The following is a 20,560-nucleotide window of genomic DNA, read 5'->3' as shown; positions in this document are numbered from 1 at the left end:
ATGAATAAGAATTTTTTATTTGCACCTTTAGCCCTGTTTTTAATTTTGGTTGCCGTGTTTGCTACTCAGTTAACACGTAACTCAAATGGCGATGACCCAACGAAACTCGAATCCGTTCTAGTGGGTAAGCCTGTACCTGAGTTTCGCTTAGAAGATTTAGCGGAAGAAGGTAAATTGTATGACCAAAATATCTTTAAAGGTGAGCCTTTACTATTAAACGTATGGGCGACGTGGTGTCCAACTTGTTATGCAGAACACCAATATCTGAATACCCTTGCGACTCAGGGCGTTAAGATCATCGGTATGAACTACAAAGATGAGAGAGCAGGTGCGGTTCAATGGTTGAGAGAACTTGGTAACCCTTACCTAATCACTTTATTTGATGGTGATGGCATGCTAGGTATGGATTTAGGTGTGTACGGCGCACCTGAAACCTTCTTAATCGACAGTAATGGTATTGTACGCTACCGTCATGTTGGTGATGTGAATGATCGTAATTGGAATGAAGTATTAAAACCAATGTATGATCAACTTGTTGCGGAGGCTAAATAATGAACAGTAGCTTACGTAAATGGGGCCTTCGTAGTTTTGCTGCTATTGCATTGAGCTTCTTTGCGGTGCAAGCAAGTTATGCAACGATTGACTTATATAAGTTTGATTCGCCAGAACAAGAACAGCAATTTAAAGAACTAGGACAAACACTGCGTTGTCCTAAGTGTCAGAACAATAACATTGCTGATTCAAGTGCTGAGCTTGCTCAAGACATGCGCCATAAAGTGTATGAAATGACGAAAGCTGGAAAAACAGACGAACAAATCGTTGCTTATATGATTGATCGTTACGGAAACTTCGTAACGTATGATCCGCCATTAACCGCAGGCACATTAATTTTATGGTTAGGTCCATTAGGTGTACTTGTGTTTGGTTTTGGTTTTATTGTCCTTCGTAGCCGAAAGAGTAAAACCATGGTAGAAGCGAATTCAGAAGAGTGGGATAACGAGCATGAAGAACGTTTGAACGCACTATTAGATGAGAATAACAATGAAGATGGGAAGGTAAACAAATGACTTTGTTTTGGATTTCAACCTTAGCCCTAATTTTTGTTGGTGTGATATTTATCGTTCTTCCTTTATGGAAAGCAAGAGAGCAAGATGATGAAGCCCGCCGAGATGAATTGAACAAAGCTTTCTATAAAGATCGCTTAGCTGAACTGAAAGAAGAAGATGCCGAAGGCCTAGTAAATAACCAAGATGAGTTAATTACAGAGCTAAAGCAATCATTGCTTGATGACATTCCAGCGAAAGAAAAAGCACAGCAAGATAACCTAAATGCACGATTGTTTATCCTGCCTTCGGTCATTATCTTTATTGTAATTACTTACGGTTTATACTTTAAGTTTGGCAATATCGATAAGATTGAAAAATGGCAAGAAGTAAGTGCACGCTTACCTGAACTGTCTAAGCAATTGATGGATCCTGAAGGCGTTTCACTTAGTGATTCTGAAATGACAAACCTAATACTGGCGTTACGCACTAAACTGCATAATGAACCAAAAGACGCGATGGGTTGGTTCCTATTAGGTCGTATTGGTATGTCAAATCAAGATATCGATACGTCAATCGGTGCGATGAAAAAAGCGTACGCACTAGAGCCAACTAACGTTGAGATTAAGCTAGGTTACGCTCAAGCGTTAATGCTTTCAGGCGATGATGCTAAAGCAGATCAGGCGAAGCGCATGCTTAAACAAGTACTTCGTGGTGATTCAACCAACCTACGTGCGTTATCGTTATTGGCATTTAGCTCGTTTGAGCGTCAGGATTATCAAGGTGCAGTATCAGCATGGAAAGCAATGCAAATGCTGATTGGTCCTGATGATTCTCGCTACGAAATGTTAACTCGTAGTATTGAACGTGCACAATCTAAGATTAACCCTGAAGCAAACTTAACGAAACAAGCACCTATTACGATTAATTTAGGCAGTAATGTTAAATTGCCTTCTCAAGGTGTGGTGATTGTATCGATTCATCCTGCTGATGGTTCTGCAATGCCTGTGGCTGCTGCACGAATTCCATTAAGTCGCTTCCCGCTTAAAATTATGATGTCAGATGACAACAATATGATTGAGCAGCGTAAACTGTCTGATATGCCTAACTTTATTGTTCGAGCTCGTATCGATCAAGATGGTAACGTATCAACAAAAGATGGCGATTGGTATGGTGAAAGCATAGTAAGTACACTAGGTAAAAATGTATCTGTTGAGATTGATAAGCAATATTAATATATCTTAACAAGTGGCATACTACGGCGGGTAGGAGCATTTAGCTTCTGCCCGTTTTTTTACATATAAACTATAATAATATTAATAAAAGCTAGGCAAGGTGTATTGTGCTTAAAAGAATATGGATATCTTGTTCATTATTGTTTTTTATTGCAGGGTGTTCTCAAACCCCAGAGCAAAGTGATGAAGGTCTAGAAACAACCGAAGTCGTAGAAGTTGAATATGATGATTCTCATAGTGGTGATCCTCTAGAGGGCTTCAACCGTGTTATGTGGGATCTGAACTACGATATTCTTGACCCTTATTTAGTGCGTCCTGTATCTGTCGGTTATGTTGAATACACTCCGACCCCAATTCGTATGGGCATAGCTAATTTTTTATCTAATCTAGATGAACCCTCAAGCATGATAAATAATCTGTTTATGGGTAATAGTGGGGTGGCAATGGTGCATTTTAATCGATTCTGGTTAAATACGACATTAGGTTTGGTTGGTTTAATTGATATTGCTAGCGCTGCTGAAATTAATAAGCCTGACAGTAAATCTTTTGGTGATGCTTTAGGCTATTACGGTGTAGGTAATGGCCCTTATTTCATGCTACCGGGTTATGGACCTTGGACATTACGTGAGGCGGGAGACTTCGTTGATGGCCTTTACATGCCGCTCTCTTATTTAAACTTCTGGCAAGGCCTTGGGAAGTGGGGTTTAGAAGGCATGGAGTCTCGTGTTCAGCTGATCTCTCAAGAACCGATGTTAGAAGCATCACCTGATCCATACGTATTAACGCGTGATGTTTATCTACAACGACAAGATTTTAAAGCAGAAGTTGTACCAGAAGTAGATTTAGAAGCTGAAGGTGATCTTGATGATTATCTCGATGAAATTGATGAGTAATCGGTACCTTAAAGCGGATCGAAAAAAAAGGCCTCAATAAAGAGGCCTAATGCAATTTCTATGTAGTCAGTCAGTACTGATTAGAAACGGTAGTTAGCTTGAACACCTAGTAGCCATACGCTACCAGTGGTTTCACCTTTAAATTTACCACCAAAACCTTGTGCTATATCATCTGAAGGATATCCACGAGATTCTGTGATAGGTGCATCTTTAGCAATGATATAAGTGAAACCAGCATCTAGCGATAGATTTTGTGACCATTCATAGCCTGCACCAATACTTAACCAAGTACGATCCGTCTCAGGTATTGTGATAGTGCGATTTTTATCGCTAACCGCTGAGGTATCGTACGCAATACCTGAACGTAAGGTGATTTTTTGATTTAGTTGGTAAGTACCGCCTAACGCGATGCGGTAGTTATCTTCCCAGTGTTCATCTTTGATATCTTGTACTGGTTTTTTTAGAGAAGGTATATTTGCTTCTAATTTTTCAAAGCTGCTCCAATCTGTCCAGTTAAGACTAGCATGAATAGCAATCGACTCGGTTAATTGATGGAAGCTCGCTAATTCAGCAGTAGCTGGCATAGCTAGAGCCATCGAACCTGCATAGGTATCACTTTTGTTATTTGCATATAGGTCAAAGCCTAAGCCTTTCGCGTGGCCTTCTAAATTTAATTTTACTTCTGATTTATAGGTAAAGCCAATGCGGTTTGCATCGTTGATTTGCCAAGCTGTCCCCACTTGCCAGCCAAACGCTTTATCTGTACCTTCCATGTATTTTAAAGTTTTTCCAGCAAGAAGAGGTCCCATTTGTTGAGGAATCGTTGCACCAAAGTGACCTTCACCCATCACATAACGAACACCACCACCAACGCTTAGTTGTGGCATCACTTGGTACGCAATGTTTAGGTTTAGTTCTTTAGTGATGATACTTGCCGTATTACCAAAGTGGCTTGCTGCAAAGTTGTCATCAAGATCGGTTTCCATGCCGTAGTTAGTACCAAGCGCTACACCTAGTGCTAATTTCTCGTTTACACGGTGAGAAACGTATAAGTTAGGAATAAAAGCATCGTGTGCAAAATCTTCTGACTTTGTATGGATAGTTTTACCTAAGAATTTGGATGAGCCCTCAACATCAACATTAGGATCAACATAAATACCACCCACGGAAATCTGAGTGCCTTCTAGGTAAGTCAGCATTGCCATGTTACGCCATTGTGCATCGGCACCGTCAGCCATTGCTGCTTCACCTGCGTACGCACGGCCAAGACCAGTCGCTGAATACTCTGCCAATTGGAAGCCTGCTGCCATAGAATTTGTGCTTGCTACTGAGCCTAGTAAACCTAATGCAACAGCAAGAGATAGGCGGTTTTTATTATTGTTCATTGATTTTTCCATAGCGGTACAAGTGTACGCTGAAAATAATGTAAGTAAGTTGACGTGGATAATACGTTTTAGATCAAAAACTTCAAACAAAAAATTGATTTATTCGTGTTTCAAAGGCTTTTTTTGGTAAAAATCGTTTAATTTAGCGATATTTTCTGTATTTATCTGGTCTGATGTGTTATCTGAGCGAACATGTGTAGGTTCGAATTATGGTTGAGGGTACGTTTGTACGCTGAAGTTTCAAGTAAGTTAGGGACTAGTTTTTAGGAACTAGGGGTTAGGAAGAGCAGGTTTCAGGGGGACAGCTTTGGGCTTTTAGCTTCTCCCCCTTGATTTATGAGCTACTGAGATAGATAAAGTAATATAGAAGGGGGTGTTTATATGGCATTGTTTTTGGATACGTGACGATCAAAAAAGGCCAGCATATGCTGACCTTTTGATTTTAAACTTTTAAGAGTAAATCTTAGAAGCTGTAGCTGTACTGAACACCTGCAAGAATTGCATTTGCTTGTGTTGTGGCTTTAAGAACTTGGTTATAATCGTCTGTTTCCGTTACTGAAACCTCAGAGCCCATTAGGTAAGTAAAGCCAAAATCAACCGTGTGTTTTTTCGCAAAATGGTAACTGGCACCCGCTGATAACCATTGGCGATCTGAGTCTGGTACAGAAATTGAAGTTAGCTCATCTTGTGCCGCTGTATCATACATATAACCCGCACGTAGTGTCCATGCATCGTTTAGGAAGTAAGTACCACCAATGGAGTAGTGCATGCCATTCTGCCATTCATAGGCATTAAGTCGTTCTCCACTTGATGTATTTAATTCATCAAATGAGCTCCAACCGATCCACTGTACTGAGTAGTGTACCGCAAATTTGGTGTCTTTTATTTCGTGGTAACCAGAGAATTCCGCCATGCTTGGCAGCGGCATTAACAGTTTGTCATTTGAAATATCAGCATTCACATAATACATATCGCCTTCAGCTTCAAGCTCTGGGCTATAGTGGTAAGCAAAGCCAAAGCGGTTGCGTTCATCTAGCTCATAAACCGCACCTAAGTTCCAACCTAGAGCGATACCGTCCGCTTCTATATCTAAACCAACGTCTTTTCCTGGGATCACTGAGCCAGAATTACGTTTTAATTTACCGCTGCCTTGTACGATATCTAGGCCGCCACCAATGCTCCATTGCTCATTAATGCGGTAAGAGGTGGTTAAGGCTAAATTAACACTTTTGATTTCAGTTATGCCACCAAATTGTTTAGCTGTAGGAAGAAATTTATCTTGACCACCAAAGCTGTCATCAAAATTATTTGTTGTGCCAAAGTTTGAATAAATACCTGCACCAAATGCCCATTGATCATTTAAACGGTGAACGTAGTAAATGTTTGGCACAGGGGTGCCGCTGCTGTTGTTTGTATCGTCTAGATGTTGAGTTGTGGTTGCTATTCCACCTGTATATTTAATATCAATCACATCAATATCTGTTTTGATGTAGTTAACGCCAGTCGAGAACTGTGATGAATCAAAAAGAGCCATCGCGGCAGCGTTACGTGACATTACCGATGCGTTATCAGCGATTACCGCATCACCAGCAAATGCACGGCCTAGGCCTGTTGCTGATTGTGCGTTTAGTTGGAAACCGGCAGCGGTAGCTTGTTGTGTTGCAAGAGTAATGGTAGCTGCTAGAAGTGTTTTCGAAAACAAGCGCTTCTTATTCATAATTATTAAATTCCATATTATTGTTATTTCCTTTCAATTCTTCGACTGAAAAGATTTATTTTAGTTGAGACTGAGATCTCGATGTCGAGATAATAACGATCAGATCATAGACCACAAATCCGACCACTTCTAAAAAAACGTTAAAATTCGTGATCTGGTCGTCATTTGTACTTAAATGTCGATCTGAGTAAATATTATAGAGTTAAAACTCTATTTTTTTGTCTAGTTATTGGTGATTTTAAGTTTAGTAACTGTTTGTTTTTATGTGTAAATATTATAAATTCATCATAACTTAGAGCTTTAGCTCTATATTTTAGTGGTAATGATTATAAATGGATGATTAATCGTAGTTTTTTTCTATGAAATTAGCTTGAATGTTAAGTTTAGGTGAAATTGATAGGCTTCGTGATTAACTTGGTATCGTCTTATAGATTTAATAAGAAAGTAATAAAAGAACATAAAATTGATCTATTTCAATAAATGAATTCTGAGACACGTTATAGTTGATCTCGTTATCTGGTTGAGTAATCAACCCGTTGAGCAAGATAACATTTCCTTTTGAAGGCTGACTTTACTTTCTCCTTATCAGGTGAAACTGATTTTACAATTGGCTATTTGTTAATTGTTTTTTATTCTGACCACATCGATTGATGTGGTTTTTTTTTATCAAAATTGTCAGTTGATGACATTTTTCTCTCTTTCTCGCGGCATCATACCAATCTTCCCAATCTATCTATTTTAGTGATTAATAATCCACCGCTCACATTTCTACTATAACGCACTTCCTATAATTAACAAGTTAGTTACAATTCAGGTCTGACCACTTACGGTGCTAGTGTTTTACGCAAGGAGATGCGATGTCAAACGCCAAATTTTCAAAGACCTATCAGCCACTAACGACACGACAAGGTGATCGTATTGCGGTTGTTTCAGGCATCCGAACCCCATTTGCTAAGCAATCAACGGCCTTTATCTCTACGCTTGCGGTAGATTTAGGTAAGCTTGCTGTAAAAACGTTAATGGATAAAACAGATATCGATCCTAAGTTGATTGATCAAGTTGTCTTTGGGCAAGTCGTACAAATGCCAGAAGCGCCGAACATTGCTCGTGAAATAGTCTTAGGCACAGGAATGAACATTGGTACGGACGCATATAGTGTGACTCGCGCCTGTGCAACCAGTTTTCAAACGACGGCTAATGTGGTTGAAAGTATTATGGCAGGAACGATAGATATCGGAATTGCCGGTGGTGCGGATTCTTCTTCTGTTCTTCCTATTGGTGTCTCAAAGAAAATGGCGGCAACGCTACTTGCGCTTAGTAAAACCAAAACAATGAGCCAAAAGTTATCTCTTCTTCGTACTTTATCGCTAAAAGACATCGCGCCAGTCCCACCTGCTGTAGCTGAATACTCAACGGGTATTTCAATGGGGCAAACCGCTGAACAAATGGCAAAAAGTCATGGCATTACGCGTGAAGAACAAGATGCATTAGCGCACCGTTCACACTCGTTAGCCGCTAAAGCGTGGCAAGACGGGCTGATACAAGATGAAGTGATGACCGCATTTCCAGAACCGTATAAAACGTGGATAGCGCAAGATAACAATATCCGTTATGACTCTGAGCTTGCTAGTTATGCCAAGCTTCGACCGGCGTTTGATCGTAAATATGGCTCAGTGACCGCAGCCAACAGTACCCCATTAACTGATGGTGGGGCGGCGATCTTATTAATGAGTGAAAAACGTGCCAAAGAATTAGGCTATGAACCACTAGGCTATATTCGTTCTTTTGCTTTTAGTGCAATAGATGTGCATCACGATATGCTGATGGGGCCGTCTTACGCAACACCAATGGCACTCGATAAAGCAGGTATTTCTCTATCAGATTTAACCTTAATTGATATGCATGAGGCTTTTGCTGCTCAAACGTTATCGAATGTAAAAATGTTCGCTTCAGATAAATTTGCCAAAGAATGTTTAGGGCGAGATAAAGCCATTGGCGAAATAGACATGGATAAATTCAATGTGCTTGGCGGCTCATTGGCTTATGGGCATCCATTTGCGGCAACGGGAGCAAGAATGATCATTCAAACGCTACGTGAACTAAAACGTCGCGGTGGTGGTTTTGGATTAAATACAGCATGTGCTGCGGGTGGTTTAGGTGCAGCAATGGTATTGGAGGCAGAATAATGACAGTAGAAAAAGAAAATAACTCGATTGAGCTTGTTGAAAATACCAGTGCGTTTGTTTGGCATAAAGATGAAAATAATATCGCTTGGCTCACCATTGATGTACTCAATGAAAAAATGAATACCTTGAAAGCGGAATTCGCAGAGCAAGTTTCACAGGTATTGAATGAAATTGAAGCGCAGCAAAAAGAGATCAAAGGCTTGGTTATTCAATCCGGTAAGCCTGATAACTTTATTGCCGGTGCTGATATCAGCATGATAGCCAATTGCCAAAGTGCAGCAGAAGCCCAAGCTTTGGCTGAAAAGGGTCAGCAGCTGTTTCAACGTATTGAAGATCTCCCATTCGCTACGGTTGCCGCTATTCATGGACCGTGTTTAGGTGGTGGACTTGAATTAGCATTGGCGTGTGATTATCGAGTATGTAGCGATGACAATAAAACTAAGCTAGGTTTACCTGAGGTTCAATTGGGTTTACTTCCGGGGTCTGGTGGTACGCAGCGATTACCGCGATTGATAGGACTTATGCCTAGTTTAGATATTATTCTTACTGGAAAGCAATTACGTCCTAAAAAAGCCGAGAAATTGGGGGTGGTAAACGCCTCGGTTCCGTTGTCTATTTTATCTCGTACTGCCGCTGAGTTTGCATTAAAGAAAAAATCAAAAACAAAATTAGCTGCGAAAGAGTGGGCGATATCAAGAAATCCTGTTGGCCGTAATGTGATTTTTTCTCAGGCTGAAAAACAAGCCCAGAAAAAAGCGCGTGGTAACTATCCGTCCATTGCCGCTATTTTAGATAGCATTGAATTTGGGTTAGATAAAGGCATTAAAAAAGGATTACAGCGAGAGGCTGAGCAATTTGGCAAGCTAGCCATGACTCCTGAATCTGCCGCGTTGCGTTCACTGTTTTTTGCAATGACAGAAATGAAGAAAGAAAAAGGCAGCGAGGCAGAGCCAAAACCGATCAGTCGAGTTGGTGTTCTGGGTGGTGGTTTAATGGGAGGCGGAATTGCCCATGTCTCTATTGCGAAAGCGAAGAAGAACGTCACCATTAAAGACATCAGCAATGATGGGCTATTAAACGCATACCAATATCACTATCAACGCTTAGAAAAATTAAGAAAACGCCGAATAATCAGTAAAGCTAAATTACAACAACAGATGCTGCAATTAACGGGCGTGACGGATTTTAGTGGATTTAAAAAATTAGATGTTGTGATTGAGGCGGTATTTGAAGATCTCGCTTTGAAGCAAGAGATGGTTAAAGCAGTACAAGATCAGGGTAAAGAGGGAGTCATTTTTGCAACCAACACCTCTTCGCTACCGATAGGCCAAATAGCCGAAGGGGCAGACAAACCAGAGAACATTGTTGGTTTACATTATTTTAGTCCGGTAGAAAAAATGCCTTTGGTAGAGGTTATTCCTCATGCAACTACCAGTGATGAAGCGATTTCGACGGTGGTTTCTTTAGCTAAGCAACAGGGTAAAACGCCAATCGTAGTGAAAGATTGTGCGGGGTTTTATGTAAACCGTATTTTAGCGCCCTACATGAATGAAGCCGCTCGATTACTACTTGCTGGTGAACCGATGGACGTTATTGATGAAGCGTTATTAGATTTCGGTTTCCCTGTTGGGCCAATTTCATTATTAGACGAAGTTGGTGTGGATATTGGTGCCAAGATCATGCCGATATTAGAAACTGAATTAGGCGATAGATTCCGTAGCCCTGATGTGTTCAAAACCTTAATTGACGATAAGCGATTAGGTAAGAAAACCAAACGCGGCTTTTATGTCTATAAAGGCAAGAAGAAAGAACCTGATCAAGAAGTCTACAGCTTACTTAATATCAAACCAGACTCTAAGTTAAGCAAAGATGACATAGCAATGCGCTGTGTTCTTCCAATGTTAGCGGAAGCTAAACGCTGTTTGGATGAAGGGATTATTCGTTCAGAAAGAGACGGTGATATAGGTGCTATTTTTGGTATTGGTTTCCCTCCATTCTTAGGTGGCCCATTTACTTATATGGCAACATTGGGCGAAGAGAAATTAGCAGTATTGATGAAGGCATATGCCGATAAATATGGCGATAGGTTCTCTCAGTAGAGATTAAGAGTTTAATAGCAGAAAGCCATCATGGTTGAAAGATCATGATGGCTTTTTATTTGAATTGAAGTTAGTGAATATGAGCGTTATCCAAGATTTATATCTTTTGCTCTAAGTTGAAATTCATCAATAGAGTCAATCTCTAAACCTACATCCAAACGATCATATTGCTGATGCTCGGTGCCTTGGCAATGCATGATCAATCGATTAGCTGTGCGTGGTTTTAATATCCCAACGACAAAGCGCAGCATTTCGGTACGAGTTAAGCTTTTTAGATCGTCAGTAACTCGTTCTTTGTGATTGAAATTCAAATCTTTATTACCAATACAGGCCCAAAGACGTTGTGATCGCCCACGCAGGTTTGTGTCTGGATCTGAGATTTGATCGATTAACCCCTGTTTGCTGCTTTGCCATTGGTCTTCATTTAATTCTAATAACACCATATAAAATGCATTTAGGAATTCATCAATAGAATCCAATAAAATGGCAGGTGGGGCCATTGGTGATTGGACATACAAGATCAATCCTGGGTGTTTATTTAATGGTAAATTACCTGTTCCCACCATATAGCCTAATTGCTGCTTGGTGCGTATTTCATGAAAGAAAGACGCTGACATTAAATGGTTGGCTAAAGTATAAAGCGCAAAACTACGAGGATCTTCTTGTGGTGATTGATAATAAACTAACAAGGCTGAATCTGAATGATCGCAAACCAATTCTCGTTGAAATGTCCCTGAATTTCCTAGCATGATCAGTGGGCGGAACGACTCTTCATAAGTTTGATTTTGCATGCGTAATGCATTTTTTAGAGAGCCTCCTAAATCAAGGGCTTGTTGTTGTGACCAGTCACCATATACAAACATTTCAACGTGTAATTCTGCAAACATGGCCTGAACAAAATTAGGAAGCTCATCAGCTTCAATGCTTTCTAATGCCTCTAGGAGTACAGGGTAAGGGGGATTGTTAGGCTGTAAAACCCCGGATAATGCATTAAATAGCTGTGAAATCGGTCGCTCTTTAGAGGCATTGCTCCAATGACGTGCTAATTGAGTTTTGATGAACTCAAAGCGTTCTACGCTGAATTCACGAGTCGTAAATCGCTGTAAAATAACATCCAATAGTAACGGTTGTTTTTGACTGAACCCAGATAAGGTTAGAGTCACACCACCTTGATGGCAATAGAGGTTATAACCCATACCTGCAATTTCAGCTTGGTATGTTTGTTCGCTGAGCGCATCCATTAGCATTTCAACGCACAAGCGGGTTTTCACAATCTTTCTAGGATCTGATATCGAATGAGGACTATCTATTGCGATGTAAATCATGCCTTTTGGGACACGGAATTCATCTTCTTGTTTATGCCATAATCGAAATCCCGGTAAGTCTTCAATTAAGACTGGATATTCGGTCACATCGCCTAATTCCTGAGGTTCCAGTTCGTAACAGATATACGGGTTTTTTTCTGGTAACAATAAGTCAGGATGCAGATCGTTAATATTCCAAGTGGTGATTTGTTCTTGGCTAAGAGGGCGGACGGAATAAGGGGTGTGATACCATTTATCTTCTCGATCATACTCTAAACCTTGTGCAACTAAGGTGACTCGCATTTTTTCTGGCGTTAGTAAGTTGAGTAGATCGACGATTTGATCTTCATGATAGCCTTCCATCATGTAGTCAGCGTACATCGCATCGTCATGGTGGTAACGTTGTAAATTCATTACCAAATGACTGACTAAATCAAGAGGCTTCGTTTTTTCTTGGAATCGAAAGGCTGATTCTAAAACCGCTTTTTTCTCACTGTAGCGCCATTCATCAAGCCCTTGTTGTTTAATTAATTCAATATATTGGAAGGTAAGGGTAATAATATCATTGGCTTTATTAAGGCCTTTCTCTGTCAGGTTATAAGACAGAGTGAATTCTCTAAAATTACTACCACTAACCCCACCGCCAGCGGTTAATGAATTAATGTAACCTAATTTTTTGAGGTGTAGCATTAGGCTTCCATCACCCTCATAACCTAACAAATGACCCAAATAGTTTAACGGTTTGGTTTTGTAAGAATGGTCTTGATTTGGTAAATGGAAAGCTAAGCTTAATTTACGAACTTCTTTCAATGGCTCTATATTGATCCAACAGCCTTGTTCTTTCTCTGTGACATAAGGAACATCAACAATTTTATGACCAAGATTTTGATTAGGGATTGAACCAAACGATTGGGTCGCCAATAGCTCTAATTCACATAGAGGGCGGTTTCCAAGTACGACAGCCGTCATTAAATCAGCGGAATAATGTTGTTGGTAAAACGCCAGCATTTCATCTCTAATTGATGAACCTTCGGTATCTGCTAAGGTATCAATACTACCGACTGAAAATTTGGAAAAAGGGTGCGCTTGATTAACGGTTTCTTTGTGTACTTGATAGATCCGGCGAACGTCGTCTTTCAGTTTTAATTTATATTCTGAATCGACGGCTTTTCTTTCTTTATCAACGGCTTCTTCATTAAACAGAGAGGCATAGAAAAACTGACCAAAACGGTCAAGACCTTCTTCAAAAGCATTGTGTGAAATTTCAAAAAAGAAAGTCGTATTTTCTGTGCCTGTCCACGCGTTATTTGATCCACCCTGTTGATTAATGAAAGAGTGAAACTCACCGACTTTAGGGTACTTTGTTGTCCCTAGAAATAGCATGTGTTCTAAAAAGTGGGCAAGTCCTGGACGATGCTCAGGATCGTCAAAGTGACCTACATTGACAGAAAGGGCAGCGGAAGAGCGAGGCGCTGCGTCATCTTGAATAAGCAATACCGGCAGTTTGTTATCGAGTTCAATGAAACGATAGTGTTTTTGATCATTAGGGCTGATATGCACAGGGGTGCTCCTGTTTTAAGGCATTGATGGACGTTTTAACGTCCTCATTTTTATATTTATTTTTTTAATTATGGCGCTGAACCCGCAGAGTAGCAAACTCTCTCTTTCCTCTTTTTGGTTTTGCTTGCTACTATTGTGAGGTTAGTAATGATTTGGAATGAATAAATGAAAGTATTCATAATGCGTCACGGTGAAGCAGAAGCGTACGCAGCTTCTGATGAAGAGCGTAATTTAACCTCACATGGCGAGAGTCAATCAGCAAAAATCGCGCAATGGTTGATGGCGGCTCATGATGTCAAGTTTGACTATGTTTTAGTGAGTCCGTATATCCGAGCTCAACAAACGTGGAGCACGATTAAACCGATATTGAATGTTGTGGATGCGAAAGTCGAAACGTCAGAAGAGATAACTCCATATGGTGATTCGGATGATGTGGTGGAATACGTAAAAGTATTAGGTAGCGTTGCAGATATTGAGAATATCTTAATTGTTTCTCATCTACCTCTTGTTGGATATTTAACGGCGGATTTTGTGCCTGGGATCATGCCACCAATGTTTCCAACATCAGCAATATCTTGTGTAGAGTATTCCCACTCGACAGGGAAAAGTGAACTGTTGTGGTTACAACAACCATAAGAAAATAGCTAAACACTCTAAAAAAGATCCCTTTGCATCGGTTATTTTGATGCTGTTTGGGATCTTTTTTTGTGTCTATCTTTCCGGGATTGAAAGCAAAACTAAAATTGCACCAGCACCACCAAATTCTAATGGGGCTTGATGAAAAGCCATCACATCAGGATGTTGAGCGAGCCAAAGAGGTACTTTCTTTTTTAGGATGTGCTTACCAATGCCATGCATCACACTGGCACAAGAGATATTCTCTTTTAGGCAGTAAGCGAGCATCGATCCTAGCTCACGCTTTGCTTCATCTTGCTTCATACCATGCATATCTAAAAAAACATCAGGGACATACACACCACGTCTTAGGCGTTTTACTTCGTATTTTGATACGCCATCGCGGGCATAACGAACTGGGCCGTCTTCATCCAAAAGAGGCACAAATTCATCAGAAAAGAAAAACTCTTCATTTTTCCCTTCTTTTAATGATTTTCTTTGTTTTTGTTGTTCGCTAAAATTCTTACTCGGTTGATGGATTATGGTATCTTGTTGTAACTTTTTAGAGCCCTGTACTGCTTCACGGAACAGAGAAAGATCGTCATCTAATAGGTGGTCGTTTTTACTCATTTTTAAATTCCAATAATTAACAGCAGTATTGTACTTGTTTTGGGGGCAATTTTGGATAAGATTTTTGTAGAAGAGGCGTTTTTTTAGCTCATACATTACAAGATATGTTGCGTTGGACAGTAAGTCGCTTTAACGTGACTGGCCTTTTTTATGGTCACGGTACAGATTACTTAACAGATGACGGTTTATTGATTTGTGAAGTGGGTAACTCAATGGTTCATATGATGGAGCAGTACCCAGAAATTCCATTTATGTGGATTGAGTTTGCTGAGGGTGGACATGGTGTATTTATGTTAACTAAGCAGCAGTTACTTGATTGTTCTGATGAGTTTGCATTATACCGTGATTAAACGACGAGTTTTAATAAAGCAAACCGTATTAATAAGATAAGAGAGAAAGCCTGATTATTATAATCGGGCTTTTTTATAAGCCTTTACTTTGTGACATAGCGAAATCAAGGCGGTCACGCAGTTTTTGTTGTTTTTGAATAGCGTGATTTTTATTGAATGCTTTTTTTACTAATTTAATAAATTTCATAATCAAGGCTCTACTATAATTGTGTTAGTGATTATTTATAAGCAATAACAATGCCATCTTTATATTATGGTACGCTTGTATCATATTCGATAATCCTACCATCTATATCGGACACTTTGCACTAATCTTGAATTATTTGATGACAAATAATTCAATTGGTTGTTCTTTTGTTGTGTAATTGAGGTGTTAGTTGTTTTTATTTGGTTGTGTTTTTGTTGTTTGTTAATGAGTGATTGGGAAGAGGTTCACATGTTGTCGTGAATGACGGCAATAAATAGACTTGTTTTGCCGCTGTTAAGAGAGTGTTTTTGTTTAATTAAGAACACCAAGGCTTTACACTTATTCAGATTCAAGCCAATATGGTTTTATGAATAATTAATTGTTAGTCAATATATTAATGGCTAATAAATAAGAATTACAGAGGACGTAATGGCTGGAAACTCTATTGGGCAACATTTTCGAGTAACAACATTTGGTGAAAGCCATGGATTAGCATTGGGCTGTATTGTCGATGGTTGTCCTCCTGGTTTGGCACTGACAGAAGCAGATTTACAAGTTGATCTCGACCGCCGTAAACCGGGTACATCAAAATACACAACTCAACGTCGCGAAGCCGATGAAGTGAAAATTTTATCAGGTGTATTTGAAGGAAAAACGACAGGTACATCAATTGGTCTGTTGATTGAAAATACAGATCAACGCTCTAAAGATTATTCTGAAATTAAAGATAAATTCCGTCCGGGACATGCCGATTATACGTATCACCAAAAGTATGGACAACGTGATTACCGTGGTGGCGGTCGTTCGTCCGCTCGTGAAACTGCGATGCGTGTAGCGGCTGGTGCGGTAGCAAAGAAGTATTTGAAACAAGAATTTGGTATTGAGATCCGTGCTTATTTATCTCAAATGGGTGATGTAGCAATTGATTCTGTTGATTGGAACGAAATTGAAAATAATGCTTTTTTCTGTCCTGATGCAAGTAAAGTCGATGCATTTGATGAGCTTATTCGTAAGCTGAAAAAAGAAGGCGATTCAATTGGTGCTAAAATCACAGTGGTTGCTCAAGGCGTACCTGTTGGTTTAGGTGAGCCTGTATTTGATCGTTTAGATGCCGATGTCGCTCACGCTCTGATGGGAATCAATGCAGTTAAAGGTGTTGAGATTGGTGATGGTTTTGAAGTGGTGCAACAGCGCGGTTCAGAACATCGTGATCCATTAACGCCTGAAGGGTTTAGCTCAAATCATGCCGGCGGTATTTTAGGTGGAATTTCATCAGGCCAAGATATTGTCGCGCATATTGCATTGAAACCAACCTCAAGCATAACGGTTCCGGGTCAAACTATTACTCGTAGCGGGGAGAAAACAGAACTGATCACGAAAGGTCGTCATGATCCTTGTGTTGGCATTCGCGCTGTCCCTATTGCTGAGGCAATGCTTGCGATTGTTGTCATGGATCATTTAGTTCGTCACCGTGGTCAAAACTTTGGTGTACAAACGGAAACACCGAAGATTTAGGTGAGAATGACCTGTAATCTTATCTAAAGCTAGAAATAAAAAGAGCCAGATTGAAGTGATATTCGATCTGGCTCTTTCTGATCTTACTCGTCTTTAAAATCTAGTCCCTTTACAATTTATCTTTTTTCAATCGTTTCTGGTTGATCTTCTGCAATATCTAAATGAAATACAGGTAAGCACCAACCAAATTTTACAGCTGCCATACGAGCGGAGAAGCCAATAACAATGGTGATAACGGTGGTTATTAACTCATCAACCCCAAAGTGTAACAAACCTATGTATAACACAGCAGATAGGAGTGAAATTGACGCGTATAATTCTTTATGCAATACCATAGGCATTTGACGGCAGAAAAGATCACGTAGTAAACCACCAAATACACCAGTAACAATGGCAGAAACAACACAGATCAGTGGGTGTAGTCCCATATCTAATGCGACTTGAGAGCCGATAATACTAAATACAATTAAGCCGATAGCATCTAAAAATACAAAGAATCGATGGTTTTTAGCAACCCATGGGCCAATCCATGTCGTCAATACCCCAGCAATACAAGTAATAACAAGGAATTGTGGGTTTTTCACCCAACCAATAGGGTAGTGACCTAATAAAATATCACGTACCGTACCACCACCAATAGCTGTCGCACTAGCTACTAGCATGACACCAAACCAATCCATTCTTTTCTTACCTGCCGCTAATGCACCTGTCATCGCTTCAGCAGTGATCCCAATAATGTAAAGAGTTGTTAATAACATTTTCTAATACCACAATATGTTATATAGATGAAAAATAGGAATGGATTTTATGAGATATTAATCAATTTTACGAATGAAAAAAACTATTCTGATAACTTTCGCATTAGATATACTTATTCGATATTGGTTGTGTTTGAAGTTAAAGACAAAGTCATGATCACAAGGTAAAATGTTAGTCTATTTTTTAAGGTTATACGGCACAGCGTCTATGTCTCATCAGTATCAAGATTTAATTTCTGTCTTTAATTCAACTTTTTTCGATTCATTTAATACTAAGCTCGTATTGGGTGGCGATGAACCTATTTATTTACCTGTTGATAACGAATTTGATTATCATCGAATTATCTTTGCTCGTGGGTTTTATCAATCAGGAATGCATGAAATTGCACATTGGTGTGTTGCTGGGCCTGAACGTCGATTATTAGAAGACTTTGGCTATTGGTATGAACCTGATGGTCGAACAGAGCAAGTTCAATCTGAATTTGAGAAGGTTGAGATCCGTCCTCAAGCGTATGAATGGATTTTGTCATTAAGTGCTGGATTAAAATTTAATGTCAGTTGTGATAACTTAAATGGTGATTTTGAACCAGATCGTTTAGCATTCATGGCTAAAGTACATAAAGAAGTGATGGGTATTTTTGATAGTGGCCTTCCTCCTCGCGTAAAAATGCTATCAAATGCATTACGTGAGTTTTATCAAATAGCCCCTCTAACTAAAGAACAATTTATTGTCCAATAGGAAAAAGATGATCATTGAATTTGAAGAAAAAATGCTTGAACTGATCGATACTCGAATTGAAACAGCATCGGATGATGAGTTATTTGCTGGTGGTTACTTACGTGGACATATTTCGTTATCAGTTGCTAAGTGTGAAGAGCAAGATGTTGCTGATGTTGAAATACTAAAGTCACATATCAATGAAAGCCTTGACGATGCTAAATCAGAATTATCTCCTGCGGACCGCATTATTGTGGCTGACCTGTGGGATGAGCTTCAAGGTGCTTAATTTATTGTTATAAAAAATGGCTCACGATGACGTGGGCCATTTTATTTATTATTGTTTTCTGATTTGTTAAATAGTGATAGAGCGACTATTTATTTATTGAAAAGAACGATAGCTCGCTTTTTTGCGATGCAGCTAATTGAGATAGCTCTTTTGCCGCTTGTTGAGTCTGATTTATGGCCGATACGTTTTGGTGCACTAAATCAAACGTCGCTGTTGTATTTTGGGCAATATCTTCCGTTACGGCTAATTGTTCTTGTGATGCGGTTGCAACCAGTGCATTGACATCGGATATAGACTGAACACAAAGTACAATGTTATCAAATGAGCCTTTTACATTTTCAGATAGGTTAATGTAGTCTTGAATGGCACTTACGTTTGCCGCCATATTATTATTTGCCACTTCAGATTGTTCTTGCAGCTTAACAATGATTTCTTGAATGTTCTTAGTTGACTCTTGAGTTTTCGCCGCTAAGTTTCGTACCTCATCTGCAACAACAGCAAAGCCTCTACCTTGCTCTCCTGCACGAGCCGCTTCAATGGCTGCATTTAATGCAAGTAAATTGGTTTGCTCTGAAATCGAACTGATCACAGTAGTCACTTCACCAATATTAATCGAATTCGCTTTAAGTTCAGAGATCATATTTGCGGTTTGCTGCACTGAATCATTAATTTTTTCAGCTAGAGTAATGGAGGAATCAAGAATCTCTCTGCCTTGTGTTACACTTTGCATTGCTTTTTGCGTTTCATCTTCGGCGTGTAATGCGTTGGTGCTGACTTCTTTTGAGGTGCTAGACAGCTCATTAATTGCTGTTGAAATGCCTTCAATTTGCGAAAGTTCTTGATGGGAATTATTTGATGTTTCATTCATCACTGAGGTTAATTCCTCTGAGGATGAGGCAACGCTATCAGATAGGAGTAAGCTGTTTTTAATAATTTGTGCTAGCTTTTGGTTTAGTGCAATTGCTGATGCGTAGATCCCTGTTTCATTGCCTTGAATATCAAATTGTTCAGAGAGATCACCATTTGATATATTGAATAAAATGGCTGAGATATGATTAGGCTCTCCACCGATAGGTGCATAAATTAGTTTTATTAATAGAATGTAAATAAAAACAAGCGATAGGCTTAATACGATAACAAAAAGTATGATAGAATTGATTAACATTTCTTTGCTTGGCTGAGCAATAACCTCATCCCACTCATAGCTTACGACACTCCAATTGATAGATGGAATTGAACTTTTATAAGCGGAAATTGATTTATTATCAATTTGATAGTGTAATTTATTATTAGTGAAATTATTATATTCAGGCCGTTCAACAAACATGTTTTTGCCAATTAAATCATCTTTACGAGCTGATATAATATATCCATTATTGTCATAAACAAATACTTGATTTTGAGGCGTTAATTTACTGATAAATTGTTGAATGGTTTCGACTTCAATGGTCACAATGATTGCCGCGACAATGCTGTTGTTACTATAAAGAGGAGAGGCAAACGCAAATACATATCGATTACTTGCAGCGTCTTTATACGTTTGAGTGATAACTTTGGTTTCTCCGTTAAATACACGTTGATACCACTCCCTATTCATTTCTTTGGCATTAAAATTAGGGATAAAAGCACCTTTTTCAAAAGTTAATCCATTTTTTAATCCGATAGAGACCAATGGTACATTCGTGCTTTTTTGTAATAAATCTAAGCTTGTTGTGGCTTGATTCAAATCTTTAATGTTTCCATTATTATCAAACTCTATGGAAACCGAGTTCATTGCGTTGAAGTAACTATTAATATTTTCTTCTAGTGAAATGGATAACAAGGCGCTGATGTCTTTTTTATGTTCCTCAACTGAATCAACGTTGAAATTTTTAAACGTAAAGTACCCATTCCCAGTTAAAATGATAGAAATGATTAATAACAGAGATATGGTTGATATTAAGACGGTATTTTTTAATGTTAAATTCATTGTATTGTTATCTTGTGTTGTGTTTCGTTAAATAAGTCAATTTTTTATGTAGTAAAGTTAGTAAAGTTAGTAAAGTTAGTAAAGTTAGTAAAGTTAGTAAAGTTAGT

16 protein-coding genes and 1 pseudogene are annotated in these 20,560 nt (G+C 39.1%); 11 read left to right on the top strand and 6 right to left on the bottom strand.

Annotation, left to right across the window (positions count from 1 at the left end; genetic code table 11):
• From Q1K78_RS01215 to Q1K78_RS01200, 4 genes are all read left to right on the top strand, one after another.
• Positions 1-552 (top strand): DsbE family thiol:disulfide interchange protein, encoded by a 552-nt coding sequence (locus Q1K78_RS01215; protein ID WP_300173567.1) that lies wholly within the window; start codon positions 1-3, stop codon positions 550-552.
• A complete protein-coding gene (locus tag Q1K78_RS01210; protein WP_300173565.1) occupies positions 552-1,067 on the top strand; it encodes a cytochrome c-type biogenesis protein in 516 nt (171 codons plus the stop codon). Before Q1K78_RS01215 ends, Q1K78_RS01210 begins: the two co-directional genes overlap by 1 nt.
• A complete protein-coding gene (gene ccmI, locus Q1K78_RS01205; protein WP_300173563.1) occupies positions 1,064-2,278 on the top strand; it encodes a c-type cytochrome biogenesis protein CcmI in 1,215 nt (404 codons plus the stop codon). Before Q1K78_RS01210 ends, ccmI begins: the two co-directional genes overlap by 4 nt.
• A gap of 107 nt (positions 2,279-2,385) precedes the next feature.
• Entirely contained in the window at positions 2,386-3,171 is a 786-nt protein-coding gene (locus tag Q1K78_RS01200; RefSeq protein WP_300173561.1) for an MlaA family lipoprotein, read from the top strand.
• 80 nt (positions 3,172-3,251) lie between these two features.
• Here Q1K78_RS01200 and Q1K78_RS01195 read toward each other — a convergent pair whose 3' ends face one another.
• Both Q1K78_RS01195 and Q1K78_RS01190 read right to left on the bottom strand, forming a co-directional pair.
• Positions 3,252-4,556: an outer membrane protein transport protein gene (locus tag Q1K78_RS01195; protein ID WP_300173559.1), complete on the bottom strand. Its 1,305-nt coding sequence runs from the start codon at positions 4,554-4,556 to the stop codon at positions 3,252-3,254.
• Positions 4,557-5,019: 463 nt separating this feature from the next.
• Positions 5,020-6,273, bottom strand: a complete 1,254-nt coding sequence (locus tag Q1K78_RS01190) for an outer membrane protein transport protein (RefSeq protein ID WP_300173557.1) — start codon at positions 6,271-6,273, stop codon at positions 5,020-5,022.
• An 857-nt stretch (positions 6,274-7,130) separates the two neighbouring features.
• Between Q1K78_RS01190 and fadI the strand changes: the two genes are divergently transcribed.
• The gene (gene fadI / locus Q1K78_RS01185; RefSeq protein ID WP_300173555.1) at positions 7,131-8,459 is read left to right on the top strand and encodes an acetyl-CoA C-acyltransferase FadI; all 1,329 of its coding nucleotides are present in this window, start codon (positions 7,131-7,133) and stop codon (positions 8,457-8,459) included.
• Positions 8,459-10,558 (top strand): fatty acid oxidation complex subunit alpha FadJ, encoded by a 2,100-nt coding sequence (gene fadJ, locus Q1K78_RS01180; protein ID WP_300173553.1) that lies wholly within the window; start codon positions 8,459-8,461, stop codon positions 10,556-10,558. Before fadI ends, fadJ begins: the two co-directional genes overlap by 1 nt.
• An 86-nt stretch (positions 10,559-10,644) precedes the next feature.
• Here the strand turns inward: fadJ and Q1K78_RS01175 are convergent, their stop codons facing one another.
• Positions 10,645-13,422 (bottom strand): insulinase family protein, encoded by a 2,778-nt coding sequence (locus tag Q1K78_RS01175; RefSeq protein ID WP_300173551.1) that lies wholly within the window; start codon positions 13,420-13,422, stop codon positions 10,645-10,647.
• Positions 13,423-13,587: 165 nt separating this feature from the next.
• Here Q1K78_RS01175 and sixA point away from each other — a divergent pair, with 165 nt between their 5' ends.
• Positions 13,588-14,058 carry a phosphohistidine phosphatase SixA gene (gene sixA / locus Q1K78_RS01170; RefSeq protein ID WP_300173549.1) on the top strand — a complete coding sequence of 157 codons (471 nt, stop codon included), beginning with the start codon at positions 13,588-13,590 and terminating at the stop codon, positions 14,056-14,058.
• 75 nt (positions 14,059-14,133) lie between these two features.
• Here the strand turns inward: sixA and smrB are convergent, their stop codons facing one another.
• On the bottom strand, positions 14,134-14,667 hold the full coding sequence (gene smrB, locus Q1K78_RS01165; RefSeq protein ID WP_300173547.1) for an endonuclease SmrB: 534 nt from the start codon (positions 14,665-14,667) through the stop codon (positions 14,134-14,136).
• A gap of 164 nt (positions 14,668-14,831) precedes the next feature.
• Between smrB and Q1K78_RS01160 the strand changes: the two are divergent.
• A pseudogene (locus Q1K78_RS01160) lies at positions 14,832-15,017 on the top strand (50S ribosomal protein L3 N(5)-glutamine methyltransferase); the annotation flags it as partial.
• A gap of 616 nt (positions 15,018-15,633) precedes the next feature.
• The gene (gene aroC, locus Q1K78_RS01155) at positions 15,634-16,719 is read left to right on the top strand and encodes a chorismate synthase (RefSeq protein ID WP_300173545.1); all 1,086 of its coding nucleotides are present in this window, start codon (positions 15,634-15,636) and stop codon (positions 16,717-16,719) included.
• 116 nt (positions 16,720-16,835) lie between these two features.
• On the opposite strand, the gene Q1K78_RS01150 is transcribed toward aroC, so the two are convergent.
• Positions 16,836-17,477: a trimeric intracellular cation channel family protein gene (locus tag Q1K78_RS01150; protein ID WP_300173543.1), complete on the bottom strand. Its 642-nt coding sequence runs from the start codon at positions 17,475-17,477 to the stop codon at positions 16,836-16,838.
• Between the two features lie 208 nt (positions 17,478-17,685).
• On the opposite strand from Q1K78_RS01150, the gene Q1K78_RS01145 reads away from it, so the two are divergent.
• Positions 17,686-18,216 (top strand): elongation factor P hydroxylase, encoded by a 531-nt coding sequence (locus Q1K78_RS01145; protein WP_300173541.1) that lies wholly within the window; start codon positions 17,686-17,688, stop codon positions 18,214-18,216.
• Between the two features lie 7 nt (positions 18,217-18,223).
• Positions 18,224-18,484 carry a YfcL family protein gene (locus Q1K78_RS01140; RefSeq protein ID WP_300173519.1) on the top strand — a complete coding sequence of 87 codons (261 nt, stop codon included), beginning with the start codon at positions 18,224-18,226 and terminating at the stop codon, positions 18,482-18,484.
• 85 nt (positions 18,485-18,569) lie between these two features.
• Here Q1K78_RS01140 and Q1K78_RS01135 read toward each other — a convergent pair whose 3' ends face one another.
• Positions 18,570-20,453 (bottom strand): methyl-accepting chemotaxis protein, encoded by a 1,884-nt coding sequence (locus tag Q1K78_RS01135; RefSeq protein ID WP_300173517.1) that lies wholly within the window; start codon positions 20,451-20,453, stop codon positions 18,570-18,572.
• Positions 20,454-20,560: the final 107 nt, after the last annotated feature.

Source organism: uncultured Aliivibrio sp. (genome assembly GCF_946479765.1).
Lineage (GTDB): Bacteria > Pseudomonadota > Gammaproteobacteria > Enterobacterales > Vibrionaceae > Aliivibrio.
Note: the sequence above shows the minus strand (reverse complement) of the source record. Positions and strands in the feature narration are given on the sequence as shown.